A 21407-nucleotide genomic window follows, 5' to 3' on the forward strand; every position below is an offset into this window, starting at 1 on the left:
GATTGAGGGAAAGGACCTCATGGCGACCCTGCTCTACCGGCTCGGCCGGGGCTCGATGCGCCGGCGGCGACTCGTCGCCGCGATCTGGCTCGTCGTACTCGTCGCGCTCGGCCTGGCCGCAGCGACCCTGCGCGGCCCGACGGCCAGCAACTTCTCCATGCCCGGCACCGAGTCCCAGCGCGCCATCGACCTGCTCGCCGAGCAGTTCCCGGCAGCCGCCGGCGCGACCGGCACGATCGCCGTCAAGGCCCCGAACCCCGGCCAGCTCGGCACGCCCGAGGGTCAGGCGGTCGTCCAGAAGGTCACCGAGGAGGCCACCGCCGTACCCGGCGTGGTCGGCGCGGTGAACCCGTTCCAGGTCGGCGCCGTCTCCCCCGACGGCCAGTACGCGCTGATCCAGGTGCAGTTCAGCGGCGGCGTGGACACGGTGACCGACGAACAGCGCGACGCGTACGAAAAGGTGGGCACCCAGGCGCAGGCCGAGGGCTGGCAGGTCGCCCCCGGTGGTGAGGTGCTCAACGCCGAGCCCGAGGTCGGCTCCACCGAGGCGATCGGTGTGGCGGTGGCCCTGGTCGTCCTGATCATCACCTTCGGCTCGTTGGTGGCCGCCGGCATGACCATGCTCAACGCGCTGATCGGCGTCGGTGTCGGCATGGCCGGCCTGTTCGCGCTCAGCAGCGTGGTCGAGCTGACCAGCACCGCACCGATCCTGGCGCTGATGCTCGGCCTGGCCGTCGGCATCGACTACTCGCTGTTCATCACCTCCCGTTACCGACAGAACCTGCTCGACGGGCTACCCGCCGACGAGGCGGTCGGTCGCGCGGTCGGCACCGCCGGTTCGGCCGTGGTCTTCGCCGGTGCCACCGTGGTGATCGCCCTGGCCGGCCTGGCCGTGGTGAACATCCCGTTCCTGACCGTCATGGGTCTGGCCGCCGCCGGTACGGTGACCGTCGCGGTGCTGGTGGCGATCACGCTCCAGCCGGCCCTGCTGGGCTTCGCCGGTGGCCGGGTGCTGCCCCGGCGGCTGCGTTCCTCCGTCGCGGTGACGACCGAGGACAGTTCCCGGATCGCCGACGGCGCCGGCAGCGCCTCGACCGACCACGCGGCACCGGAGGCGGCCACCCTGGCCGGCGAGGACCGCTCGGCCTTCGGGTTCCGCTGGGCCCGGCTGATCACCCGGTTCCGCATTCCGGTGATCCTGGTCGGCGTCATCGGTCTCGGGTTGCTCGCGCTGCCCGCGTCGGACATGCGGCTGGCCCTGCCGGACGCCGGTACCGCCCCGGCCGGTACCCCCGCCCGGGTCTCCAACGACCTGATCACCGAGGGCTTCGGTCCCGGCTTCACCGGCCGCCTCGCGGTGGTCGTGGCCGGCGACGACGCGCAGGCCACCACCGCGGCCATCCCGCAGGTGACGAACCTCGTCCAGGGCACCGAGAACGTGCTGGCGGTGGCGCCGCCGCAGCTGAGCCCGGACGGCAAGACGGCGCTGCTCGGGGTCATCCCGCAGACCGGCCCGACCGACCCGGCCACCGAGACGATGGTGCACGACATCCGGGCCGCCGTCGCCGACGTGCCGGGCGCCGACGTCCTGCTGACCGGTGTGACCGCGGTCGGCATCGACATCTCGGAGAAGCTCTCCGACGCGATGCCGGTCTACCTGGCGCTGGTGGTCGGGTTGTCGATCCTGCTGCTCATGCTGGTGTTCCGCTCGCTGCTGGTGCCGGTCAAGGCGGCGCTGGGCTTCCTGCTCACCGTGGCCGCCACCTTCGGTCTCACGGTGGCGGTGTTCCAGCAGGGTCACCTGGCCGACCTGGTCGGCCTGGACACCCCGGGCCCGCTGATCAGCTTCCTGCCGATCCTGCTCATCGGCATCCTGTTCGGCCTGGCCATGGACTACGAGGTCTTCCTGGTCTCCCGGATGCGGGAGGACTTCGTGCACGGTGACACCGCCCAGCAGGCCACCATCAACGGGATGGGACACGGTGCCCGGGTGGTCACCGCCGCCGCGCTGATCATGACCTCGGTCTTCGGCGGCTTCGTCTTCCTCGACGACCCGGTGATCAAGTCGATGGGCTTCGCGCTGGCCGTCGGCGTGGCGATCGACGCCTTCGTGGTCCGGATGACCATCGTCCCGGCGGTGATGTCCCTGCTCGACAAGGCTGCCTGGTGGCTGCCGCGCTGGCTGGACCGGGGGCTGCCCAACGTCGACATCGAGGGTGAGAAGCTGCGCGCCACCCTCGACAGCAAGGCGACGGTGTAAGGGACCGGGCCCCCTGGCGACGCCCAGGGGCCCGGTCGACCCGGCGGGCCGTCACACGCCCGCCGGGTACGTCTCCATCTCGCCGGGTGTGGTGAGCGCGGGCAGCGGATGCAGCGCCGTCGTCTCGTCGCACCAGATGAACGCGTCGTACCGCTGTCCCAGCCGGGTCGGCACGTAGTTGCCCCACGACTCGAAGGACGGGTCGTACACCACGCCGATCGCCCGATGGTCGAGCGGCTCGGTGACCCAGCCCGGCTGGTCCGGGCCGCCGAAGACCAGCACCGCCCGCTTCGGCATGAGCTGGTGCAGCAGGTCCTCCACCGAGCCGACCCGGGCCGGCGGTACGACCATCGCCTCGGCGGGCGAACCCCACCTCGGCGCCGCGATCACCGATCCCCGCCAGCTGCCGAAGCCGATCAGCACCACCTCGTCGGCACCGTGCCGTTCCCGCGCCAACTGGCCGATGTTGAGCATCCCGTCGGCGGCCATGTCGGTCGCCCGCGCGTCACCGACGTGGGTGTTGTGCGCCCAGACCACCCCCCGGGCGTCCGGCCCGTAGCGTTCCAGCAGCCGATCCAGCGTGTCGGCCATGTGGCTGTCGCGTACGTTCCACGACCCCGGACCACCGGCGACCATCTCCCGGTAGTAACGCTCCGCGCCGGCCACCACCTCCGCGTTCTGCCAGGCCGAGAAGGCGTCCGGACCGTCGGCGGCGGCCAGTTGCCGGGTACGCGCCAGCAGCCGCACCACCTCCTGCTCGCAGCGGGCCGAGACGAACCGGCTGGCCAGGCCGTACTCCTCGACCCGCTTGCCGTACGGCTCGAAGCACCGGTACGCGTCCTGCGCCGCCTCCAGCGACGCCGGGTCCTCCTCGCCCAGGTAGTCGAAGATCGCCTGCATCGACTCCCACAGGCTGTAGACGTCCAGGCCGTGAAAGCCGACCCGGGACGCCTCGGCCCGCTCCACGTTCCACGCCCGCAGCCAACTGCAGAATCGGGCCACCTCGGCGTTGGCCCACATCCAGGTCGGCCAGCGTTCGAAGCGCTCCAACGCGACCTGCGGCTCGACCGCGCCGCCCGCCGCGCCGATGACACTGCGGTGCACCCGGTCGCAGTCCGGCCAGTCACCCTCCACCGCGACGAAGTCGAACCCGCACTCGGCGATCAACCGTCGGGTGAGCTGTTCCCGGATGCGGTAGTAGTCGTGGCTGCCGTGCGTCGCCTCCCCGATCATCACCACCCGAGCGTCCCGGGCTCGCTCCAGCAACGGGTCGAGGTCGCTCGGCGCACCGAGCCGCTGTACCAGCATGCCTGCGGCTACCCGGCACCCGGACGGGCAAACGCGAGGGCCTTTCGGTGGTGTGCCGACACGGTTGGGTGGGTAGAGCGGAGGTCATGACCGACCGCGGTGGCGCCCTGCCGGACTATCTCGCAGGGCTGGACTATCCCGTCTCCCGCGAGGACCTGATCCGCTGGTGCCAGGAGAACGGCGCGAGCACCGAGCAGTTGCAGGCCGTACGGGCCCTGCCGGTGGAGCAGATCGGCTCCGCCGCGGAGTTGTCCGACGCCCTGCCCGCCCCGTGGGGCCATTGATCAGCGGGCCGGCAGGTCGATGACGGTGCCCTGGGCCCGGGCGGTCTCGGCGGCGGCGAGCACGCTCACCACCTCACGGCCGAAGCGCACGTCGCACCGGTGATCGCGGGTGCCGGCGTCGACCTCCGCGAGCAGTTGGTCGATCGCCACCCCGAAGGCGGTCGCCGAACTCGCGCCGCCGGACGGCAGGGTCTCGACGCCGTTGTCGCCGTAGAAGGTGAACTCCGCCGCCACCGCCGCCGGCGGGGCGTCCAGGGTGAGCGACACGCTGCTGGTGGCGCCGCCGTCGTGGGTGAGCAGCAGGTGCACCAGGCCGCCCGCTCCGTCGCCGGCGGCCACCCGGGTCACCCGGCCCAGCACCGGCAGCAGGATCGCCAGCGCGTGCGGGCCGATGTCCCACAGCGCGCCGCGCTCGCGCCGCCAGGGCGACTGGGCGTACGGACTGCCGGGCTGGAAGATCGAGGCGAACCGGATCACGTTGGCCGTCTGCCAGCCACCGGCGGCCGCCGCTGCGGCGACAAAGCCGGCCACCTCCGGCTGGTACCGAGCGGTGAAGAAGACCACCGACGCCACGCCCGATCCGGCCGCCGCGTCGACCACCCGATCGGCGTCGGCGACGGTCAACGCGAGCGGCTTGTCCAGCAGCAGGTGACGCCCGGCGGTGGCGGCCCGTACGGCGATCTCCGCCTGGACGTCCGGGGGCAACGCGACAGCGACCGCCTCGCACGCCTCGATCAACGCGTCGACCTCGTCGTACGCCTCTACGCCGTAGCGGGTGGCCAGCGCGGCGGCCCGTTCGCGGTTGCGCCCCCACACGCCGACCAGTTCCGCCCTCGGGTGGGCGTCCAGTGCCGCCCCGTGCGTCTGGGCCGCCCAGTGACCCGTACCGAACAACCCGAACCGCATCACCCGTACCTCCAGCCTCGTCTGCGCCCACGCTAACCGCTCCCGCTGCGGCGCACCGAACGTACGCCCGCCGTGCCGGCTGGTCTTACTACGCGGATTAGTAGAGTGGGCCGGTGATCGGAACCAGCACCGGACGAGTCCGATGAACGCCGCCGCGTCGCCGGTCGACGGCGTAGTGGCCGTCGCGGCCATCGTGTTGTCGCTGCTGGTCGCCGCGTGGGCGCTGATCGCCACGCTGCGGCACCGGGCACCGGACCGGATTCAGCTGATCGGCCTGGGCGTCCTCGAACTGGCTCTGCTCGCCCTGGCGGTGCTGGCGGGTGTGGCGCTCGCCGGCGGCGACCAGCCGGGTGAGCCGGGGGCCTTCTTCGGTTACCTGGTGACGCTGGTCTGCCTGCCGCCGCTGGCCGGGGTGCTGGCCAAGATGGAGCCGACCCGCTGGGGCTCGGCGATCGTCTGCGCGATCTGCCTGGTCACCCCGGTGGTCGTGGTACGGCTCCAGCAGACCTGGGAGGTGCTCGGTGGCTGAGACGCGTACCGAACAGCCGGTGCGGACCAACACCGGTCCCGGCCGGCTGCTGATCGCGGTTTACCTGATCTTCGCCATCGCCGCCACCAGTCGCGCCACCCTGCAGATCGTCACCCGGCTCGACGAGGCGCCGCTGGCGTACCTGCTCTCCGCGCTCGCCGCGGTGGTCTACATCGTGGCGGCGGTCGGCCTGGCCAGGGCCGGACACGCGGGTCGTCGCGTCGCGCTGGCCTGCTGCGCGGTCGAACTGGTCGGCGTGGTGGGCGTGGGCGCGTTCAGCCTGGTACGGCCCGACCTGTTCCCGGACGAGACGGTCTGGTCCGGCTTCGGCAGCGGCTACGGCTACATCCCGCTGCTGCTGCCCGTCCTCGGCCTCGCCTGGCTCTACCGGACCCGGTAAGGAAGGGCCCCTTCTTAACGCCTGGCGCATAGGAAGGGACCCTTCTTAACAACCGCCGGGGTCAGTCCCGGGGGCCGCCGGCGACGTAGATGACCTGGCCGGAGACGAAGGACGCGCCCTCGCTGGCCAGGAACGAGATGGTGTGGGCCACGTCCTCGGGCCGACCGACCCGCCGGACCGGAATCTCCGCCTCGGCGTGCTTCTGCATCGCCTCGAAGTCGATCTTCATCCGGGCGGCGGTGGCGGCGGTCATGTCGGTGACGATGAAGCCCGGCGCGACCGCGTTGACGGTCACCCCGAACGGCCCCAGCTCGATCGCGAGGGTCTTGGTGAAGCCCTGCATGCCGGCTTTGGCGGCCGCGTAGTTCGCCTGCCCCCGGTTGCCCAGCGCCGAGGTGCTGGAGAGGTTGACGATCCGACCCCACTTCGCCTCGACCATGTGCTTCTGCGCGGCCTGGCTGAACAGGAAGGCACCCCGCAGGTGTACGCCCAGGACGGTGTCCCAGTCGGCGTCGGTCATCTTGAACAGCAGGTTGTCCCGAAGCACACCGGCGTTGTTGACCAGCACGGTCGGGGCGCCCAACTCGGCGACGACCCGCTCGACGGCGGCCTCCACCTGGGCCCGGTCCGACACGTCGGCGCCGACGCCGAGCGCCCGGCCGCCGGCCGAGCCGATCGCGTCCACAGTCTCCTTCGTCGCCGACTCCTCGATGTCGACCACGGCGACGGCCAGACCGTCGGCCGCCAACCTGCGGGCGGTCGCCGCGCCGATGCCGCGCGCGGCTCCGGTCACGATGGCGACGCGGGGCTCCTCCGACATGATTACCTCCCGGTAACTTGTGGCTCGATCGAAGGAGCGTAACGCAGTCGTACGCCACAGCCGGGCCCGCGACGAAAGAGCCGACGCGGGGCCGGGCCGTGTCTAGCGTTCGTGACCCAGGCGCAGTCGGATCCACCGGTAGCCGTGCCCGGCGAGCTTGAGCCGGTCCAGCTTGCCGACCTCGGGGTAGTTGCGGTCACTGAGCACGTCGATCGGCAGCTCCGCCTCCTCGGCCAGCGTGCTCAGGTCGACCTCGACGTCGGAGGTGCCGAGGTTGTGCAGGAAGACCATCGTCCCGGTGGGCCCGTCGGCACGGTGCGCCAGCACGCCCGGGGGCATCGGTACGTCGATGTGGCTGGTGCTGCCCGAGCCGGTTTCCGGCGCCTCCCGCAGCGTACGGATCATCCGTTCGAACCAGCCCAGCAGCGAACGCGGATCCTTGCGCTGGGCGGTGACGTTGACGTGCTGGTAGCCGTACTCCCCCTTGTCGATCACCGGGCGGATCAGCTTCTCCGGCTCCGCGGTGGAGAAGCCGGCGTTCTCCTGGTAGGACCACTGCATCGGGGTACGGATCGCGTCGCGCCCCTCCAACGCCAGGTCCTCCCCCATCCCGATCTCCTCGCCGTAGCGCAACACCGGGGTGCCACGCAGCGAGAACTGCAACGAGTACGCCAACTCGATGTGCCGACGGTCGTTGCCGAGCATGGGGGCGAGCCGACGACGGATGCCCCGGCCGTAGAGCTGCATGTTCTCGTCCGGTCCGAACTTCGCCAGTACGTCGTTGCGCTGGTCGGCGGTTAGCCGGGACAGGTCGATCTCGTCGTGGTTGCGCAGGAAGGTCGCCCACTGCCCGCCGGTGGGCAGCTTCGGGGTGTCCCGCAACGCCTCGATGATCACCTCCGGGTCCTCCCGGGCCAGGGCGAGCATCAGCCGACCGTTGAGCATGAAGTCGAAGAGCATGTGGATGCGGTTGCCCGAGCCGCTGCCGTCACCGAAGAAGGCCGGCAGCTGATCCGGCTCGACGTTCGCCTCGGCCAGCAGGACCGCGTCGCCGCGCCGCCACTGCACATGCTGGCGCAGGTCGGTGAGGAAGTCGAAGTCCTTGGGCGAGTTCGGATTGCCGGGCTCGGTGCGCTCGATGATGAACGGCACCGCGTCCATCCGGAAGCCGGAGACCCCGAGCTGGAGCCAGAACGAGGTGATCTTCTTGATCTCCGCCCGGACCTGCGGGTTCTCGATGTTCAGGTCGGGCTGGAACTTGTAGAAACGGTGGTAGTACCAGGCCTTGGCGGTGCGGTCGTAGGTCCAGGTCTCGTGCTGCTCGCCGGGGAAGACCATGCCCTGGTGCCGGTCCGCCGGTTCGTGCTCGGACCAGATGTACCAGTCACGGTACGGCGAGTCCGGCGACGACCGGGCGGAGATGAACCACGGATGCTGGTTGGAGGTGTGGTTGACCACCAGATCGATGATCACCCGGATGCCCCGGTTGCTCGCCTGGTGCAGCAGCTCGGCGAAGTCACCGAGCGTGCCGAGACGGGGGTCGACGTTGTAGAAGTCGGTCGCGTCGTACCCGTCGTCCTCGTTGGGTGAGGGATGGATGGGGTTGAGCCAGAGGCAGGTGACCCCGAGCCGGGCGAGATAGTCGAGTCGACCGATCAGCCCCTGGAAGTCACCCACCCCGTCGCCGTCGGAATCGGCGAACGTGTCGATGTCGAGGCAGTACACGACCGCCTCCGAGTACCACCTGTCAGACATGCCCCCGTACCTTCTCCCGGGCGCGGCGACGGCAAACCCGAGCGACCCGTTACGGTGCCGTGGTGCAGAGCATCGAGTGGTCCAGCGGCAAGTGGCACCAACAGCCGGTGCGGGCGGTCGAGGACGCCGACGGCGGCCTGAGCGTGGAACCGCAGGCGGGTAGCGACCTGTGGCGCCACACCGGCTACGGGTTCGTGCACGACTTCGCGCCGGCCCTGCTCGTGGACTTCCCCGTCGGCAGCGCGGTGGAGGTGGACTTCCGGCTCGACTACGCCGAACAGTTCGACCAGGCCGGGGTGCTGGTGCGGGTGGACGACCGGAACTGGGTGAAGACCGGTGTGGAGATCAGCGACGGACAGCCGCAGATCGGCGCGGTGGTGACCAACGAGTTCTCCGACTGGTCGGTGGCCCCGGTGCCGCAGTGGGCGGGCCGGGAGGTGACCGTACGGGTCAGCCGGGTCGCTGACGCGCTGATCGTACGGGCCCGGCCGGCCGGCGAGCCCTGGCAACTGGTCCGGCTCGCCCCGCTGGACGGGGACGCACCGGCAGCCGCCGGGCCGTACTGCTGCTCGCCCAGCCGAGGTGGCCTGACCGTCCGCTTCAGTGCCTGGCGGCAGGGCCCGGCCGACGCGACGCTGCACCCACAGGAGTGAGCATTCCGCTGCCGGGTGTTCACCGGCACGCCGCCGGGTAGGTACGTCGGCACGCCGACTACCCCGTGGAGGCATCACCATGGCGCTCGCCCAGGACGTCGACCCCAGTCAGGTCGGCGGGCTGACCGGCTGGGTGGCCGGGGTGATCGAGGCGGCCGGCCCGCTGGGTGTCGCCCTGCTGGTCGCCCTGGAGAGCATCATCCCGCCGATCCCCAGCGAGATCGTCCTGGCGCTGGCCGGCTACCTCGCCGGTGAGGGCCGGTTCAACGTGGTGGTGGTGACCGTCGCGGCGACCGTCGGCTCGGTGCTCGGCGCGCTGGTGCTCTACTGGCTCGGTGCCGCCGTCGGTGAGGACCGACTCAAACGCTGGCTCGACCGGCTACCCCTGGTGGACCTGGACGACCTGGAGAAGGCCGACCGGTGGTTCGAGCGGTACGGCCGCTGGGCCGTCTTCTTCGGCCGGATGGCCCCGGTGGTCCGCAGCCTGGTCTCGATCCCGGCCGGCGCGAACCGCATGCCCCTGGTCGAGTTCGTCACCCTCACCACGCTGGGCAGCGCCCTCTGGAACGGCCTCTTCATCGGCCTCGGTTACGCCCTGGGCTCCCGCTGGAACCAGATCGACCGCTACAGCTCCTGGTTCGACTACGGCATCCTGGCCATCCTGGCCCTCATGCTCGCCACCTGGGCCCTCAAAAAACACCGCCGCCGTACCCACCCCCGCACCCCCACCCACCCCTAACCTCTAACCCCTCCCCCCACCCTGCCCCCGCCCCGACCCCGCCCCTGCTCCCCGCGATCTTGCACTTTCTGTCTGGACATAAAGGGACTTACCGTCCATAGCGGCGACCGAAGGTGCAAGATCGCGAGGGCCAGGGCGGGGCGGGCGGGCGGCGCTGGACCCGCCCGGAAGGGTTGAGCACTCGAAGGCTGAACCCGCCGAGGGCCCGGCTCGCGTGGCTGGGCCCACCCACGGCCTGAGCCCGCCCAGGGGCTGAGCCCGCCCAGGGGCTGAGCCCGTCCACCAGGAGGGGCTGCGCCCCGCCCAAGGACTGAGTCCACCCAAGGACTACCGCCGAGGAGCCAAGCCCCGCCGATCTTGCATTTTCCGTCGTGGCATATCGGCCCTTAAGCCTCGAAATGGCGACCACAACTGCAAGATCGCGGGGAGTGGGGTGGGTGGGCAGGGCTTACCCCGCGAAGGGCTGGCCCCGGCAGGGCTGCGCCTGCCGGGGACCGAGCCCACCGATCTTGCACTTCCTGTCGGGGCATATCGGCCTTAAGCCTCGTAACGGCGACCGAAAGTGCAAGATCGCGGGGAGTAGAAGGGGGCGGGAGGGCGGGGTGGCTAGGGGAGGGTGCGGAGGTGGGGGGAGACGGTGCGGGCGAAGGAGGTGTTGTGGGTGACGTCCCAGTTGATGGACCAGGTCATGGCGCCGCGGAGGGCGGGGTAGGTGCGCGGGGGGCGGAAGCTGCCGCAGTTCGTGCCGCGGGTCAGGCAGTCCAGGGCGGCGTTGACCACGCTGGGCGCGACGATGCCACCGCCGGCCGCCCCGGGACCGGCCGGCAGGCCGAGCCCGACCTGGTCGGGCCGCAGTCCCGCCTCCAACTGGATGCAGGCCAGCGCGACGATGAAGTTGACCGTCCCCTGGGCGTACGCGGCGTTGTTGTCGCAGCCGAGCATCGCCCCGGAGTTGTAGAACTGGGTGTTCACCACGGTCAGGATGTCCCTGATGTCCAGCGCGAGCTTGAAGTAGCTGGTGGCCGGGTTCTGCATGTCGATGGTCTGCGGCGCCATCGCGATGATCAGTGAGCTGCCCACCTTGGCCCGCAACGAGCGCAACGCCTGCGCCATGTAGGTCGGGTCGAGGCCGTTCTCCAGGTCGATGTCGACACCGTCGAAGCCGTACCGCTGGATCAGCGCGTACACGCTGTCGGCGAAGGCCACCGCGGACGCGGAGCTGTTGACCACCACCCGGCCGGTCTCCCCGCCGACCGAGATGATCACCTTCTTGCCCCGGCTCTGCAGGGTGCGTACGTCGGCGGAGAAGTCGGCGTCGGTGTAGCCGCCCAGCGAGGCGGACAGGCCCGGGTCGATGGCGAAGCCGACCGCGCCGGGTGTGCCGGTGGCGTCGGCGAAGGCGACCGCCACCAGGTCGTACTCGGCGGGCACGTCACGCAGTCGCAGCTCAACGGCCGGGTTGTCGAAGTTGTGCCAGTAGCCGGTCAGCATGTGCTTCGGCAGCCCGGTCACCGGCGGCGGACTCGTCGGGGGCGGCGTGGTCGGAGGCGGCGGCGTGGTCGGAGGAGGCGGGGTCGTCGGGGGCGGCGGCGTGGTCGGGGTGGTCCCGCCGGTGCAGGCCGCGCCGTTCAGACGGCAGTTCGACGGTACGCCGGAGCCGCTGCCCAGGAAGCCGAAGGAGACCGACGCGCCGGGGGCGATGGTGCCGTTCCACGACCGGTTGGTGAAGGTGTACCGCTGGCCGCTGGAGGTCAGCAGCGCGTCCCAGTAGGTGCCGACCGTGGTGCCGGCGGGCAGGTCGAAGCCGAGGCTCCAGCCGTTGACGGTGGCGGTGCCGCCGTTGGTGATCGTGTACCTGCCCTCCCAGCCGGTCCCCCAGTCGGACGTCTTGACGAAGCTCGCGGTGACCGAGGCGGCGTACGCGGCCGGGGCGAGCCACACCGCCCCCAGCGCCGCCGCCAGCGCGGCGACCACCGACAACACCAGGGCTCTGGACCGTTTCATGCCTGCCTCCCGACCGGAAAAGACATCCATCGACGTCGACCTGGTGCCCATTATTAAGAGTGTTAACTATTTCTGTCCAGAGCTGGCGACAGGGTTGTCGAGCAAGGGCCCCCGCCCGCAGAAGCGTGGACGAGGGCCCTGGTCGGCAGCTCAGCGACGGAAGTGGAACCAGTTGACGTTGACGAAGTCGTTGGGCTGGCCGCTGCTGAAGGTGAGGTAGACGGTGCGCCGCCCGGTCACCGACGACACGTTGCCCGGCACCGACCGCCAGCTCTGCCAGCCGCCGGTGTTGGCGATGGCGAAGCTGCCGATCGGCGTACCGGTCGGACTGTCCAGCCGCACCTCGACCAGGCCGCTGACCCCGCCCGCCGCGCCGGAGGCGACCCGGGCCACGAAGTCACGCGGCCCGCTGGAACCGAACTCGACGTTGTCGTAGCGGACCCAGTCGCCGTTGCGCAGCGCGGCGATGTTCTGCCCGCCCTCGGAGCAGGCCTCCACGAGCACGCCGTTCTGGGCGTTGAACGACTCGGCCTGGATGGTCGCGTACGCGTCGCGCACGCCGCCCGGCGGCGGGGTGGTCGGCGGCGGAGTCGTCGGCGGCGGGGTGCTGCCGCCACCTCGGGTGTAGACGGCCACGTAGTCGACGAGCATCGGCCGGCCCGGCACGGTCGCCGAGGTGGGTGTGGCGCTGCCGGCCACCCCGTTCGGGAAGGCCCCGCCCATCGCGACGTTGAGCAGCAGGAAGTAGCCGGCGTGGCTGGTCATCTGCGACCAGTACGGCTCACCGACGCGGGTCTGGCTGACTGTGTGGTAGAGCTGCCCGTCGACGTACCAGCGCAGTTGCTGCGGGCTGATCGAGGCGTCCCACTCGAAGCGGTAGGTGTGGAACGCCGACTGGCAGGTGCTGCCCGGGCAGGCCCGGGACGCGCCGATGCCGTTGAACTCGTCGCACGGCCCGCCGGGCGCGACGCCACAGTGCAGCACGCCCCATACCGTGTTGAGCCCGTTGACGTTCTCCATCACGTCGAACTCGCCGATGCCGGGCCAGTTCTGGTAGTTGCCCCGGTACGGCGAGCCGAGTGCCCAGAACGCCGGCCAGTAGCCGGAGGCGGCGGCACCGGTGACGTTGGGCATCTGGATGCGGCCCTCGATGGCCAGCACCCCACCGGCGGGGGCCTTGAAGTTGCTGCGTACGGTCTCGATGCGGGCCGAGGTCCAGTTGCCGGCGCCGTCGCGCAGCGGCGTGATCCGCAGGTTGCCGGCACCGTCGTGGCTGACGTTGGCGGTGCTGTTGGTGTACGTCTGGATCTCGCCGGTGCCCCAGTTCGGCGGGCCGCCCGGGTAGCTGGTGCCGGTGTCGATGATCCAGTTGCTGCCGGACGGCAGCGTGCCGGCGGCGCCGGTGAAGTCGTCGCTCCAGACCAGACTCCAGCCGGACGGGGTCGGCGGCACGGCGGCGTCGGCGGTCGCGGTGAGCCCGGCCAGGCCGGTGGTGGCGGTGACGAGTACGGCCAACGCCAGTGGCAGCCGGCGTCTGGCGGGCGGGGCGGCAGCGGCCGCCGGGGTAGGTGTCATGGCGTTGCCTCTCTACGGGACGGGTGAGAGAGCGCTCTCTCAGGGAGTTGTACGTCCCGCCCGGACAGTTGTCAATGTCGATCTGCCGGCCCGGCCGACCGCACCCGGACCGGACGAGTCGTGCGCCACGCGCGGACGGCGTTTCCGGCAACCGGTACTGCGGGTAATTGCCGCCGCGACCCGGTGCGGACCCGACCGCCCGGCTGAGGCGGGACGGTGGTGGCGATGGCCAGGCAGCCTGCGGTGGCTCCGCACCCTGCGGCGGAACAGAACGACCTGCTCACGGTGGGCGTCGAGGAGGAGTTCCTGCTCGTCGACCCGGAAACCGGGGCGGCGGTGCCCGCCGTCGACGAGGTGATGGAGCAGGTGCCGCCGGAGTTGCGCGGGCAGGTGGAGCGCGAGTTCCAGACCAGCCAGATCGAGATCGGCAGCCCACCCGGAGTGGAGCTCTCCTCGATCCGCCACTCCCTCGGTCTGCTGCGCGCCGCCCTCGCCGACGCCGCCGAGCGGGCCGGGGCACAGCTGCTCGCGATCGGCACCGGACCGGTCGACGGTCCCGTACCGCCGGTGGTCGACAAGCCCCGCTTCGACCGGATGGTGGAGCGGTACCGCCTGCTCGTCCCCGGGCCGGGCAACAACGGGATGCACGTGCACGTCGGGGTGCCCGACCCCGACACCGGCGTACAGGTGCTCAACCACGTACGCCCCTGGCTGCCGATCCTGCACGCGATCACCGTCAACTCGCCGTTCAGCCGGGGCGCGGACACCGGCTACGCCAGCTGGCGGTCGATCGAGTGGGAGCGGTGGCCCTCGGTGGCGCCGACGCCGTACCTGGCCTCGCACGAGCACTACCGACGGCTGATCCGTCAGCTGATCTCCAGCGGCGTGATGCTCGACGAGGGGATGCTCTACTGGTACGCCCGCCTGTCGGCCAAGTACCCGACGGTGGAGCTGCGCATCGGTGACGTCTGCCCGACGGTGGACGACGCGGTGCTGGTCGCCGCCCTGGTCCGCGGTCTGGTGGCGACCTCGTTGGACGACATCGCCGCCGGCCGGCCGCCCCTGCCCACCGACCATCATCTGCTGGTCGGCGCGCACTGGCGAGCCGCCCACGACGGGCTGGAGGGTTCGGCGGTCGATCCGACCAACGGCGAACTGCGACCGGCCTGGGACCTGCTGCACCAGCTCATCGGGCGGCTCGGCCCGGCCCTGGAACGGCACGGCGACCACGCCGAGGTGACCGGGCTGCTGGAAGGGTTGCGCGAGCACGGCACCGGCGCGGCGCGGCAGCGAATGGCGTACGCCCGTACCGGACGGTTGCAGGATGTGGTGGCGCAGGTGGCGCGACAGACCCGGGGCGAGCCCTCGGCCTGACAGGAGGGTTGCCGTGGCGGAACGAATGATCGTCATCGGCGGCGACGCCGCCGGGATGGCGGCAGCCGCACAGGCCCGGCGCAGCCGGGATCGGGACGACCTGGAGATCGTCGCGTTCGAGCGGGGACACTTCACGTCGTACTCGGCGTGCGGGATCCCGTACTGGATCAGTGGTCTGGTGCCCGACCGCGATCAGCTGATCGCCCGGGATCCGGCGACGCACCGGGAGAAGTTCGGCATCGACGTACGCCTGCGGCACGAGGTGGTCGCGATCGACCTGGACCGCCGCGAGGTGACCGCGGTGGACCTGACGGGCGGCGGCGAGATCCGCGAACCCTTCGACATCCTGATGTACGCCACCGGAGCGGTGCCGACCACGCCGGACTGGGCGCGCACCGACGTCGCCGGGGTGTTCGGGGTGCAGACGCTCGACGACGGATCGGCGCTGCGCAGCTGGTTGGACGCCGACCCGCCGCCGCAGCGGGCGGTGGTGGTCGGCGGCGGCTACATCGGGGTGGAGATGGCCGAGGCGTTGGTGCTGCGCGGCCTGTCCGTCACCCTGGTCGAGCGGGCCGAACAGCCGATGTCCACCGTCGACCCGGACATGGCCCGGCTGGTCACCGACGCGATGCGCGGGCTGGGCGTGGACATCCGTACCGGGGTGCAGGTCACCGGGCTGTCCGAGCACGACGGTCGGGTCGACGCCGTACGGACCGACGCGGGTTCGATCCCGGCCGACGTGGTCGTCCTCGGGCTCGGCGTACGCCCGAACACCGCGCTCGCCGAGGCCGCCGGCCTGCCCATCGGTCCGACCGGTGGCCTGCGGGTGGACCGTCAGATGCGGGTCGCCGGGGTGCCCGGGGTGTGGGCCGGCGGGGACTGCGTGGAGACGCTGCACCGGGTCAGCGGGATGCCGGTGCACGTGCCGCTCGGCACGCACGCCAACAAGCAGGGCCGGGTCGCCGGCATCAACATCGGCGGCGGGTACGCCACCTTCGCCGGGGTGATCGGCACCGCCGTGACAAAGGTCTGCGACCTGGAGGTGGGGCGTACCGGGCTGCGCGAGCGCGACGCGCTGGCCGCCGGCTTCGAGTTCGTCTCGGTGATCGCCGAGTCGACCAACCGGGCCGGCTACTACCCGGGCGCCCGCCCGATGACGGTCAAGCTGATCGCCGAACGGCCCAGTGGCCGGCTGCTCGGGGCGCAGATCGTCGGCTGGTCCGAGGCGGCGAAGCGGATCGACACGCTGGCCGTGGCGTTGTGGAACCGGATGACGGTGGACGACATGACCGCCCTGGATCTCGGCTACGCCCCGCCGTACTCCCCGGCCTGGGACCCGGTGCTGGTTGCCGCCCGTAAGGCGGTCGACGAACTCGCCCGCTGATCCAGCCCTACCGCTGGCAGGTGGGGCACCAGTAGAGGTTGCGGGCGGTGATGGTGCCTCGGCTGATCAGGGTGGCGCAGACGTGGCACGGCTGGTCGGGGCGGCGGTAGACGTACACCTCACCGCCGTGCCGGTCGACGCGGGCCGGACGCCCCATCGCCTCGGGCAGGTGCTCGGCGCGGACGGTGTCGATCCGGCCGGTGCCGACCGCGAGCGTCATCAGCTCCACCAGGTCGGCCCAGAGCGCGTCCCAGCCGGCGCGGGTCAGCTTGCGGCCGGGCAGTGTCGGCGGCAGTCCGGCGCGGAACAGCGCCTCGGTCACGAAGATCAACCCGGTGCCGGCCACCACCGACTGGTCCAGCAACAGCGCCGCCAGCGGCGTCGAACTGCGGGAGATCCGGGCGTACGCCCGCTGCGGGTCGGCGTCGGCGCGCAGCGGATCGGGGCCGAGGCGGGCCCGCAGCGCCGCCGCCTCGGGTGGCGTGAGCAGTTCGCAGGCGGTCGGGCCGCGCAGGTCGAGCCAGTGCCGGTCGGTGGCCAGCCGCAGCCGGATCTGCCCCACCGGCTCCGGCGGCTCACCGTCACCGTCGGTGACCTTGCCGTACAGACCGAGGTGCACGTGCAGGATCCGCTCACCGGCGTAGTGGTGCAACAGGTGCTTGCCGTACGCCTCGGTCTGCTCCAGGACGGACCCGGAGAGCAGCGCGGCACCCTCGGCGAACCGGCCCTGCGGGCTGGTGGCGAGCACCTTGTCCCCGGCGAACAACTCGGCGTGCCGAGCCGCCAGGCGATGAATCGTGTGTCCCTCTGGCACGACCACCAAGCGTAGCCAGCCCTTCCCCCGACTCACCGGACAGGAGGGGCATGAAGTTGGCGGCCGCAATCGAAGGAGGTGCTCTGCCACTACTCGCCGGTAAGGATCATGCCCGTACGTCTGGTTCAATTGCGCCTCGGGACGCCGGAGACGGCGATGCCACGCCGGTGCGAAGAAGGACGGTGGGTCATGACGGATCGGGTGCGGCGCGCGGTGGTGGTCGGCAACAGCGACGGGATCGGGTTGGCGTTCACCCGTCGACTGCTGGCCGACGGCTGGCGGGTCGCCGGGCTGTCCCGCCGGGACAACCGCATCGCCGTCCCCACGTACACCCATCACACCGTCGACGTGACCGCGCCGGACTATCCGGAGGTGCTCGGCAAGGCGATCGACGAGTTGGGCGGGGTGGACCTCTGCGTGTACGCCGCCGGCATCGGCGAGCCCGTCGACCTGGCCGACCTGGACGCGCAGACCCGGACCTTCGAGGTCAACCTGATGGGCGCGGTACGCACGGCGTCCACGGTCGTACCGAGGATGGCGGCGGCCGGCGACGGCCACCTCATCGGGCTGTCCAGCCTCGCCGACCGGCTGGTCTCCCGGGACGCACCCGGCTACGCCGGCTCGAAGGCCGGGCTGTCGTCGTACCTGATGGGGCTGTCGGCGGCGCTGCGCGGACAGGGCGTGAGCGTGACCACCGTCCGGTTCGGCTTCGTGGACACCAAAATGGCAAAGGGACCGGTACGGCCTATGATGATCTCGGTCGACCAGGCGGTCGAGGTCCTCGTGCGGTGCGTACGCGACCGCCCCGTGCTCGTCTCCCGCCCCCGCCGCATGGCCCTGCTCACCTCCGCCCTCTCCCCCTTCACCCGCCCCCGCCGCTGAACTCTGCTCCCTGCTCCCCCTCTCGCTGCGCGGCAGATCTTGGTACGAAAGCGCCCTCAGAAGGGCCGTTTCGTACCAAGATCTGCCGCGAGTGCGTGTTGCCTGAAGAGTCGCTGGGTACGTGTGGGGGTGTTGGCGCGTGGGGGTGGTCGGGGGTGGGGGCCTGCCTGCCACGCATGATCAGGAGGTGAAGCCATGAGATTTCCTTCGCTGTCCCGCCGGACGGAACCGGCGACGACCCTCGACGAGGACGCCGAACGCGGTGCCACGGTCGCCACCGACACCCGGCCCACCGACCGCAACGATGGGGCCTACCGCAGCAGCTCAGCGGCCCCCACCACCGAGCGCCCAGCCGCCAGTGCCGATCGGCCAGCCGCCGAGCGGGCAGCTGCCCGGGCCGCCGCCACGGCCCGTTCCGGCGTCGACGGCTCCCGCCGAGCCCGCGCCACCACCCCCGTACCGCCCAGCGACCACGCCGCCTCCGCGTCCTCGGGCGAACGCGCCCCAGTGTCCCGCGAGGCCACCAGCGCAGGCCCGAACTACACCGCCGACCCGAATCGCACCGCCACCGCGGGCCGCACCCCCACCAGCGCGACCACCCGAAACGACGCCTCCGCCACCCCCGACGTGACCACCCGAAACGACGCGACCACCCGAAACGGCACGACCACCCGGAACGGCACGACCGCCACCGGTGTGATCGCCGGCAGCGGCGTGACCGACCGGACCCGCGCGGACGATCTGGAGCGCGCCCCGGAGCGTGACCCGCTCGGCGGTGAGCGGGACGGCAGCGTCGAGCGCACCGGTGACCGGGAGTCGGCAGACGAAGCGCAGGTGGTTGCCGATCGGCGACCGCGGCCCAGCCTGCTGGCCACCCTCGGCCTGATCGTCGGCGTCGCCGGCCTGCTGTTCGTACTCACCGGGACCCTTGCCGGGTACGGCATCGGCATCGGTGCCCTCGGCGCGGTGCTCGCCGTGCTCGGCCTGATCGCCACCCGGCGGCGACACATCGCCGGCAAGCCCGACGCCCTGCTCGGGATCGCCTTCGGCCTCGGTGCGGTGGTGCTCGGCGTGCTGGCGATGACCGGGCAGTACGACTGGCCGAACACCGACGGTGACACGGTGGCCCGACTGCGCGAGTGGCTTGATTCACAGTTTGTGGATCGGTTCTAGTGGGCACATTTCGCCGCGCCGGTGGTTCACCGGCGCCCGGCCGGTGAGGAACCGGCCGCAAGCCCGACCAGTTCTGGTGGTTCACCAGCCGGGCACACACATGTCGTCAGGGGCGGCCATTCGCCGCCCCTGACGTGTGTCCGCAGCCCATCCAGCCACCGTTTCGCCGAAACGGCGGTCTCCCACCCACCCCGACACCCCCACAACGCCGAAACGGCGGCGGCGGCGCGCCGCCACCTCACCCCCACCACCAAACCCCGCGGCCACCGACTCGCGGACATCGGGCGGGGAAGTCGATCACGTAGTCGGCGCAACGATCAGTCGGCGAAAGGCCATCAGACGCAATGATCTGCTGCCTTCTGCAAGGGTCTGCGGTGGATTATGCGGGTCGGGGGCGCATACGGTTGAGCCACGCGCCAGCCCGTGGGCCGCCGGTGGTCAGGGCGCGCGGAGACCCTGGGAGCAGGACAATGACGATGGACGCCACCCGCCAGCACTATCTGATGTGCCGGCCGACGTACTTCGCCGTCGACTACGCGATCAACCCGTGGATGGACCCGACCGCCCCCGTCGACACCGATCTCGCCGTCCGGCAGTGGGAGCGGCTGCGTCAGGTGTACCGGGACCTGGGGCACACCGTTGAGGAGATCACTCCGGTGCCGGGTCTGCCGGACATGGTCTTCGCCGCCAACGGCGGCACCGTGATCGACGGTAAGGCGATGGCGGTGCAGTTCCGCGACCCGCAGCGCGCCGACGAGGCCCCCGCCTACCGTGCCTGGTTCGAGGCAGCCGGCTTCGAGATGTACGACCCGAAGCACGTCAACGAGGGCGAGGGCGACATCCTGCTGGCCGGCGACTATCTGCTCGCCGGCACCGGATTCCGCACCGCGCACGCCTCGCACGCCCAGTTGCAGGAGGTCTTCGGCTACCCGGTGATCACCATGCAGTTGGTTGACCCGCGCTTCTACCACCTGGACACCGCGTTGACCGTGCTCGACGAGCGGACCGTGGCGTACCTGCCGGAGGCGTTCTCCCCCGGCAGCCAGGCCGTACTGCGCCGGCTCTTCCCGGACGCGGTGCACGCCACCATGGCCGACGCCGAGGTGCTCGGCCTCAACGCGGTCAGCGACGGCCGGCACGTGGTCCTGCCCGAGCAGGCCACCGACCTCGCCGCGAAGCTGCGCGAACGGGGCTACCAGACCATCGGCGTCGACCTGTCCGAGCTGCGTAAGGCCGGCGGTGGCCCGAAGTGCTGCACGTTGCGACTCCGTCAGGGAAAGGCAAGCCGATGATCGAGGACATGCTGCGGACCCCCGCCGCGGTACAGGACGCGGAGCGCCACACCGCGCACAACTACCACCCGCTGCCGGTGGTGATCTCCTCCGCCGAGGGCGCCTGGGTCACCGACGTGGACGGTCGGCGCTACCTGGACTGCCTGGCCGGCTACTCGGCGCTGAACTTCGGCCACCGTCACCCGGCGTTGATCGCCGCCGCGCACGCCCAGCTCGACAAGCTGACGTTGACCAGCCGGGCGTTCATCCACGACCAGTTCGCCGACTTCTGCCGGGCGCTGGCCGCGTTGTGCGGCAAGGAGCTGGTGCTGCCGATGAACACCGGGGCCGAGGCCGTGGAGACCGGCATCAAGGTGGCCCGCAAGTGGGGCTACCAGGTCAAGGGCGTACCGGCCGGTCAGGCCACCATCGTGGTCGCGGAGGGCAACTTCCACGGGCGTACGACCACCATCGTCAGCTTCTCCACCGACGACGACGCCCGTGCCGACTTCGGGCCGTACACCCCGGGTTTCAAAATCGTCCCGTACGGCGACCTGACCGCGTTGGCCGAGGCGGTCGACGAGACCACTGTCGCGGTGCTGCTGGAGCCGATCCAGGGCGAGCAGGGTGTGGTGGTGCCGCCGGCCGGCTACCTGCCGGGGGTGCGTCAGCTCTGCACCGAGCGCAACGTGCTGTTCATCGCCGACGAGATCCAGTCGGGGCTGGGGCGTACCGGGGCCACGTTCGCCTGCGAGCTGGAGGGTGTCGTACCGGACATGTACCTGCTGGGCAAGGCGCTCGGCGGCGGCATCGTGCCGGTCTCCGCAGTGGCGGCCGACGCCGACGTGCTGGGCGTGCTGCGGCCCGGCCAGCACGGCTCCACCTTCGGCGGCAACCCGCTCGCCTGCGCGGTGGCCACCGAGGTGGTCCGGTTGCTGGCCACCGGCGAGTTCCAGCGCCGCTCGACCGAGTTGGGCGAACGGCTGCACGCCGGGCTGCACGCCCTGATCGGCAAGGGCCTGGTCGCCGTACGCGGTCGGGGTCTGTGGGCCGGACTGGACATCGACCCGGCGCTGATGAGCGGCCGGGAGGCGTGCGAGCGCCTGATGGAGCGTGGCGTGCTGGCCAAGGACACCCACGGCTCGACGATCCGCCTCGCCCCGCCGCTGACGATCACCGCCGAGGAGATCGACCACGCGGTCGCACAGCTGGCGGCGGTACTGGCCGGCTGAGCAGCCGTACCGACGCGGGTGGGTGCCAGGTCCCGGCGCCCACC

General features: G+C 71.3%; 19 protein-coding genes. 12 read left to right on the forward strand and 7 right to left on the reverse strand.

The window, feature by feature from the left end; genetic code table 11:
• Nucleotides 1-19 precede the first annotated feature (19 nt).
• Complete coding sequence (locus tag JMF97_RS15285) at nucleotides 20-2260, forward strand: MMPL family transporter (protein ID WP_203222192.1); 2241 nt, start codon at nucleotides 20-22, stop codon at nucleotides 2258-2260.
• A 51-nt stretch (nucleotides 2261-2311) separates the two neighbouring features.
• Here JMF97_RS15285 and JMF97_RS15290 read toward each other — a convergent pair whose 3' ends face one another.
• Entirely contained in the window at nucleotides 2312-3568 is a 1257-nt protein-coding gene (locus JMF97_RS15290; protein ID WP_203222193.1) for an erythromycin esterase family protein, read from the reverse strand.
• A gap of 86 nt (nucleotides 3569-3654) precedes the next feature.
• Here JMF97_RS15290 and JMF97_RS15295 point away from each other — a divergent pair, with 86 nt between their 5' ends.
• Entirely contained in the window at nucleotides 3655-3852 is a 198-nt protein-coding gene (locus JMF97_RS15295; RefSeq protein WP_013735675.1) for a DUF2795 domain-containing protein, read from the forward strand.
• Here the strand turns inward: JMF97_RS15295 and JMF97_RS15300 are convergent, their stop codons facing one another.
• On the reverse strand, nucleotides 3853-4758 hold the full coding sequence (locus tag JMF97_RS15300; RefSeq protein ID WP_203222194.1) for a Gfo/Idh/MocA family protein: 906 nt from the start codon (nucleotides 4756-4758) through the stop codon (nucleotides 3853-3855).
• Nucleotides 4759-4900: 142 nt separating this feature from the next.
• Here JMF97_RS15300 and JMF97_RS15305 point away from each other — a divergent pair, with 142 nt between their 5' ends.
• Entirely contained in the window at nucleotides 4901-5287 is a 387-nt protein-coding gene (locus JMF97_RS15305) for a hypothetical protein (RefSeq protein WP_203222195.1), read from the forward strand.
• Nucleotides 5280-5687 carry a hypothetical protein gene (locus tag JMF97_RS15310; RefSeq protein WP_013735678.1) on the forward strand — a complete coding sequence of 136 codons (408 nt, stop codon included), beginning with the start codon at nucleotides 5280-5282 and terminating at the stop codon, nucleotides 5685-5687. Before JMF97_RS15305 ends, JMF97_RS15310 begins: the two co-directional genes overlap by 8 nt.
• 61 nt (nucleotides 5688-5748) lie before the next feature.
• Here the strand turns inward: JMF97_RS15310 and fabG are convergent, their stop codons facing one another.
• Both fabG and JMF97_RS15320 read right to left on the reverse strand, forming a co-directional pair.
• Nucleotides 5749-6507 (reverse strand): 3-oxoacyl-ACP reductase FabG, encoded by a 759-nt coding sequence (fabG, locus tag JMF97_RS15315; RefSeq protein WP_013735679.1) that lies wholly within the window; start codon nucleotides 6505-6507, stop codon nucleotides 5749-5751.
• A 102-nt stretch (nucleotides 6508-6609) separates the two neighbouring features.
• Nucleotides 6610-8262: an alpha-amylase family protein gene (locus tag JMF97_RS15320; RefSeq protein ID WP_203222196.1), complete on the reverse strand. Its 1653-nt coding sequence runs from the start codon at nucleotides 8260-8262 to the stop codon at nucleotides 6610-6612.
• A gap of 62 nt (nucleotides 8263-8324) precedes the next feature.
• On the opposite strand from JMF97_RS15320, the gene JMF97_RS15325 reads away from it, so the two are divergent.
• Together JMF97_RS15325 and JMF97_RS15330 are read left to right on the forward strand one after the other, a co-directional pair.
• Nucleotides 8325-8915: a DUF1349 domain-containing protein gene (locus JMF97_RS15325; RefSeq protein ID WP_307816925.1), complete on the forward strand. Its 591-nt coding sequence runs from the start codon at nucleotides 8325-8327 to the stop codon at nucleotides 8913-8915.
• A 79-nt stretch (nucleotides 8916-8994) separates the two neighbouring features.
• A complete protein-coding gene (locus JMF97_RS15330) occupies nucleotides 8995-9654 on the forward strand; it encodes a DedA family protein (protein ID WP_203222198.1) in 660 nt (219 codons plus the stop codon).
• Between the two features lie 606 nt (nucleotides 9655-10260).
• Here JMF97_RS15330 and JMF97_RS15335 read toward each other — a convergent pair.
• Both JMF97_RS15335 and JMF97_RS15340 read right to left on the reverse strand, forming a co-directional pair.
• Entirely contained in the window at nucleotides 10261-11658 is a 1398-nt protein-coding gene (locus JMF97_RS15335; protein WP_203222199.1) for a chitinase, read from the reverse strand.
• Nucleotides 11659-11808: 150 nt separating this feature from the next.
• Complete coding sequence (locus tag JMF97_RS15340; RefSeq protein WP_203222200.1) at nucleotides 11809-13233, reverse strand: carbohydrate-binding protein; 1425 nt, start codon at nucleotides 13231-13233, stop codon at nucleotides 11809-11811.
• Nucleotides 13234-13458: 225 nt separating this feature from the next.
• Between JMF97_RS15340 and JMF97_RS15345 the strand changes: the two genes are divergently transcribed.
• Nucleotides 13459-14607, forward strand: coding sequence for a carboxylate-amine ligase (locus tag JMF97_RS15345; protein WP_203222201.1), 1149 nt, complete (start codon nucleotides 13459-13461; stop codon nucleotides 14605-14607).
• A 13-nt stretch (nucleotides 14608-14620) separates the two neighbouring features.
• Nucleotides 14621-15991 (forward strand): FAD-dependent oxidoreductase, encoded by a 1371-nt coding sequence (locus tag JMF97_RS15350; RefSeq protein ID WP_203222202.1) that lies wholly within the window; start codon nucleotides 14621-14623, stop codon nucleotides 15989-15991.
• A 7-nt stretch (nucleotides 15992-15998) separates the two neighbouring features.
• On the opposite strand, the gene JMF97_RS15355 is transcribed toward JMF97_RS15350, so the two are convergent.
• Nucleotides 15999-16805 carry an Fpg/Nei family DNA glycosylase gene (locus JMF97_RS15355; RefSeq protein WP_203222203.1) on the reverse strand — a complete coding sequence of 269 codons (807 nt, stop codon included), beginning with the start codon at nucleotides 16803-16805 and terminating at the stop codon, nucleotides 15999-16001.
• Between the two features lie 189 nt (nucleotides 16806-16994).
• Here JMF97_RS15355 and JMF97_RS15360 point away from each other — a divergent pair, with 189 nt between their 5' ends.
• The 4 genes from JMF97_RS15360 to rocD all read left to right on the forward strand — a co-directional run bounded on the left by JMF97_RS15360 (nucleotide 16995) and on the right by rocD (nucleotide 21363).
• Nucleotides 16995-17687, forward strand: coding sequence for an SDR family NAD(P)-dependent oxidoreductase (locus JMF97_RS15360; RefSeq protein WP_203222204.1), 693 nt, complete (start codon nucleotides 16995-16997; stop codon nucleotides 17685-17687).
• Between the two features lie 195 nt (nucleotides 17688-17882).
• The gene (locus tag JMF97_RS31785) at nucleotides 17883-18860 is read left to right on the forward strand and encodes a DMT family transporter (protein ID WP_203222205.1); all 978 of its coding nucleotides are present in this window, start codon (nucleotides 17883-17885) and stop codon (nucleotides 18858-18860) included.
• Between the two features lie 476 nt (nucleotides 18861-19336).
• Nucleotides 19337-20152 (forward strand): dimethylargininase, encoded by an 816-nt coding sequence (ddaH, locus tag JMF97_RS15370; RefSeq protein ID WP_203222432.1) that lies wholly within the window; start codon nucleotides 19337-19339, stop codon nucleotides 20150-20152.
• Complete coding sequence (gene rocD / locus JMF97_RS15375) at nucleotides 20149-21363, forward strand: ornithine--oxo-acid transaminase (protein ID WP_203222206.1); 1215 nt, start codon at nucleotides 20149-20151, stop codon at nucleotides 21361-21363. Before ddaH ends, rocD begins: the two co-directional genes overlap by 4 nt.
• The last annotated feature ends 44 nt before the right edge of the window (nucleotides 21364-21407 follow it).

Source organism: Micromonospora fiedleri, assembly GCF_016774385.1.
Classification (GTDB): domain Bacteria; phylum Actinomycetota; class Actinomycetes; order Mycobacteriales; family Micromonosporaceae; genus Micromonospora; species Micromonospora gifhornensis.

Excerpts from the sequence above, each read along its gene's own strand:
- JMF97_RS15345 (WP_203222201.1), top strand. The coding sequence starts at position 13,459 with ATGGCCAGGCAGCCTGCGGTGGCTCCGCACCCTGCGGCGGAACAGAAC.
- JMF97_RS15305 (WP_203222195.1), top strand. The coding sequence starts at position 4,901 with ATGAACGCCGCCGCGTCGCCGGTCGACGGCGTAGTGGCCGTCGCGGCC.
- ddaH (WP_203222432.1), top strand. The coding sequence starts at position 19,337 with ATGGACGCCACCCGCCAGCACTATCTGATGTGCCGGCCGACGTACTTC.
- JMF97_RS15360 (WP_203222204.1), top strand. The coding sequence starts at position 16,995 with ATGACGGATCGGGTGCGGCGCGCGGTGGTGGTCGGCAACAGCGACGGG.
- JMF97_RS15300 (WP_203222194.1), bottom strand. The coding sequence starts at position 4,758 with ATGCGGTTCGGGTTGTTCGGTACGGGTCACTGGGCGGCCCAGACGCAC.
- fabG (WP_013735679.1), bottom strand. The coding sequence starts at position 6,507 with ATGTCGGAGGAGCCCCGCGTCGCCATCGTGACCGGAGCCGCGCGCGGC.
- rocD (WP_203222206.1), top strand. The coding sequence starts at position 20,149 with ATGATCGAGGACATGCTGCGGACCCCCGCCGCGGTACAGGACGCGGAG.
- JMF97_RS15335 (WP_203222199.1), bottom strand. The coding sequence starts at position 11,658 with ATGAAACGGTCCAGAGCCCTGGTGTTGTCGGTGGTCGCCGCGCTGGCG.
- JMF97_RS15330 (WP_203222198.1), top strand. The coding sequence starts at position 8,995 with ATGGCGCTCGCCCAGGACGTCGACCCCAGTCAGGTCGGCGGGCTGACC.
- JMF97_RS15340 (WP_203222200.1), bottom strand. The coding sequence starts at position 13,233 with ATGACACCTACCCCGGCGGCCGCTGCCGCCCCGCCCGCCAGACGCCGG.
- JMF97_RS31785 (WP_203222205.1), top strand. The coding sequence starts at position 17,883 with ATGAGATTTCCTTCGCTGTCCCGCCGGACGGAACCGGCGACGACCCTC.
- JMF97_RS15295 (WP_013735675.1), top strand. The coding sequence starts at position 3,655 with ATGACCGACCGCGGTGGCGCCCTGCCGGACTATCTCGCAGGGCTGGAC.
- JMF97_RS15320 (WP_203222196.1), bottom strand. The coding sequence starts at position 8,262 with ATGTCTGACAGGTGGTACTCGGAGGCGGTCGTGTACTGCCTCGACATC.
- JMF97_RS15290 (WP_203222193.1), bottom strand. The coding sequence starts at position 3,568 with ATGCTGGTACAGCGGCTCGGTGCGCCGAGCGACCTCGACCCGTTGCTG.
- JMF97_RS15285 (WP_203222192.1), top strand. The coding sequence starts at position 20 with ATGGCGACCCTGCTCTACCGGCTCGGCCGGGGCTCGATGCGCCGGCGG.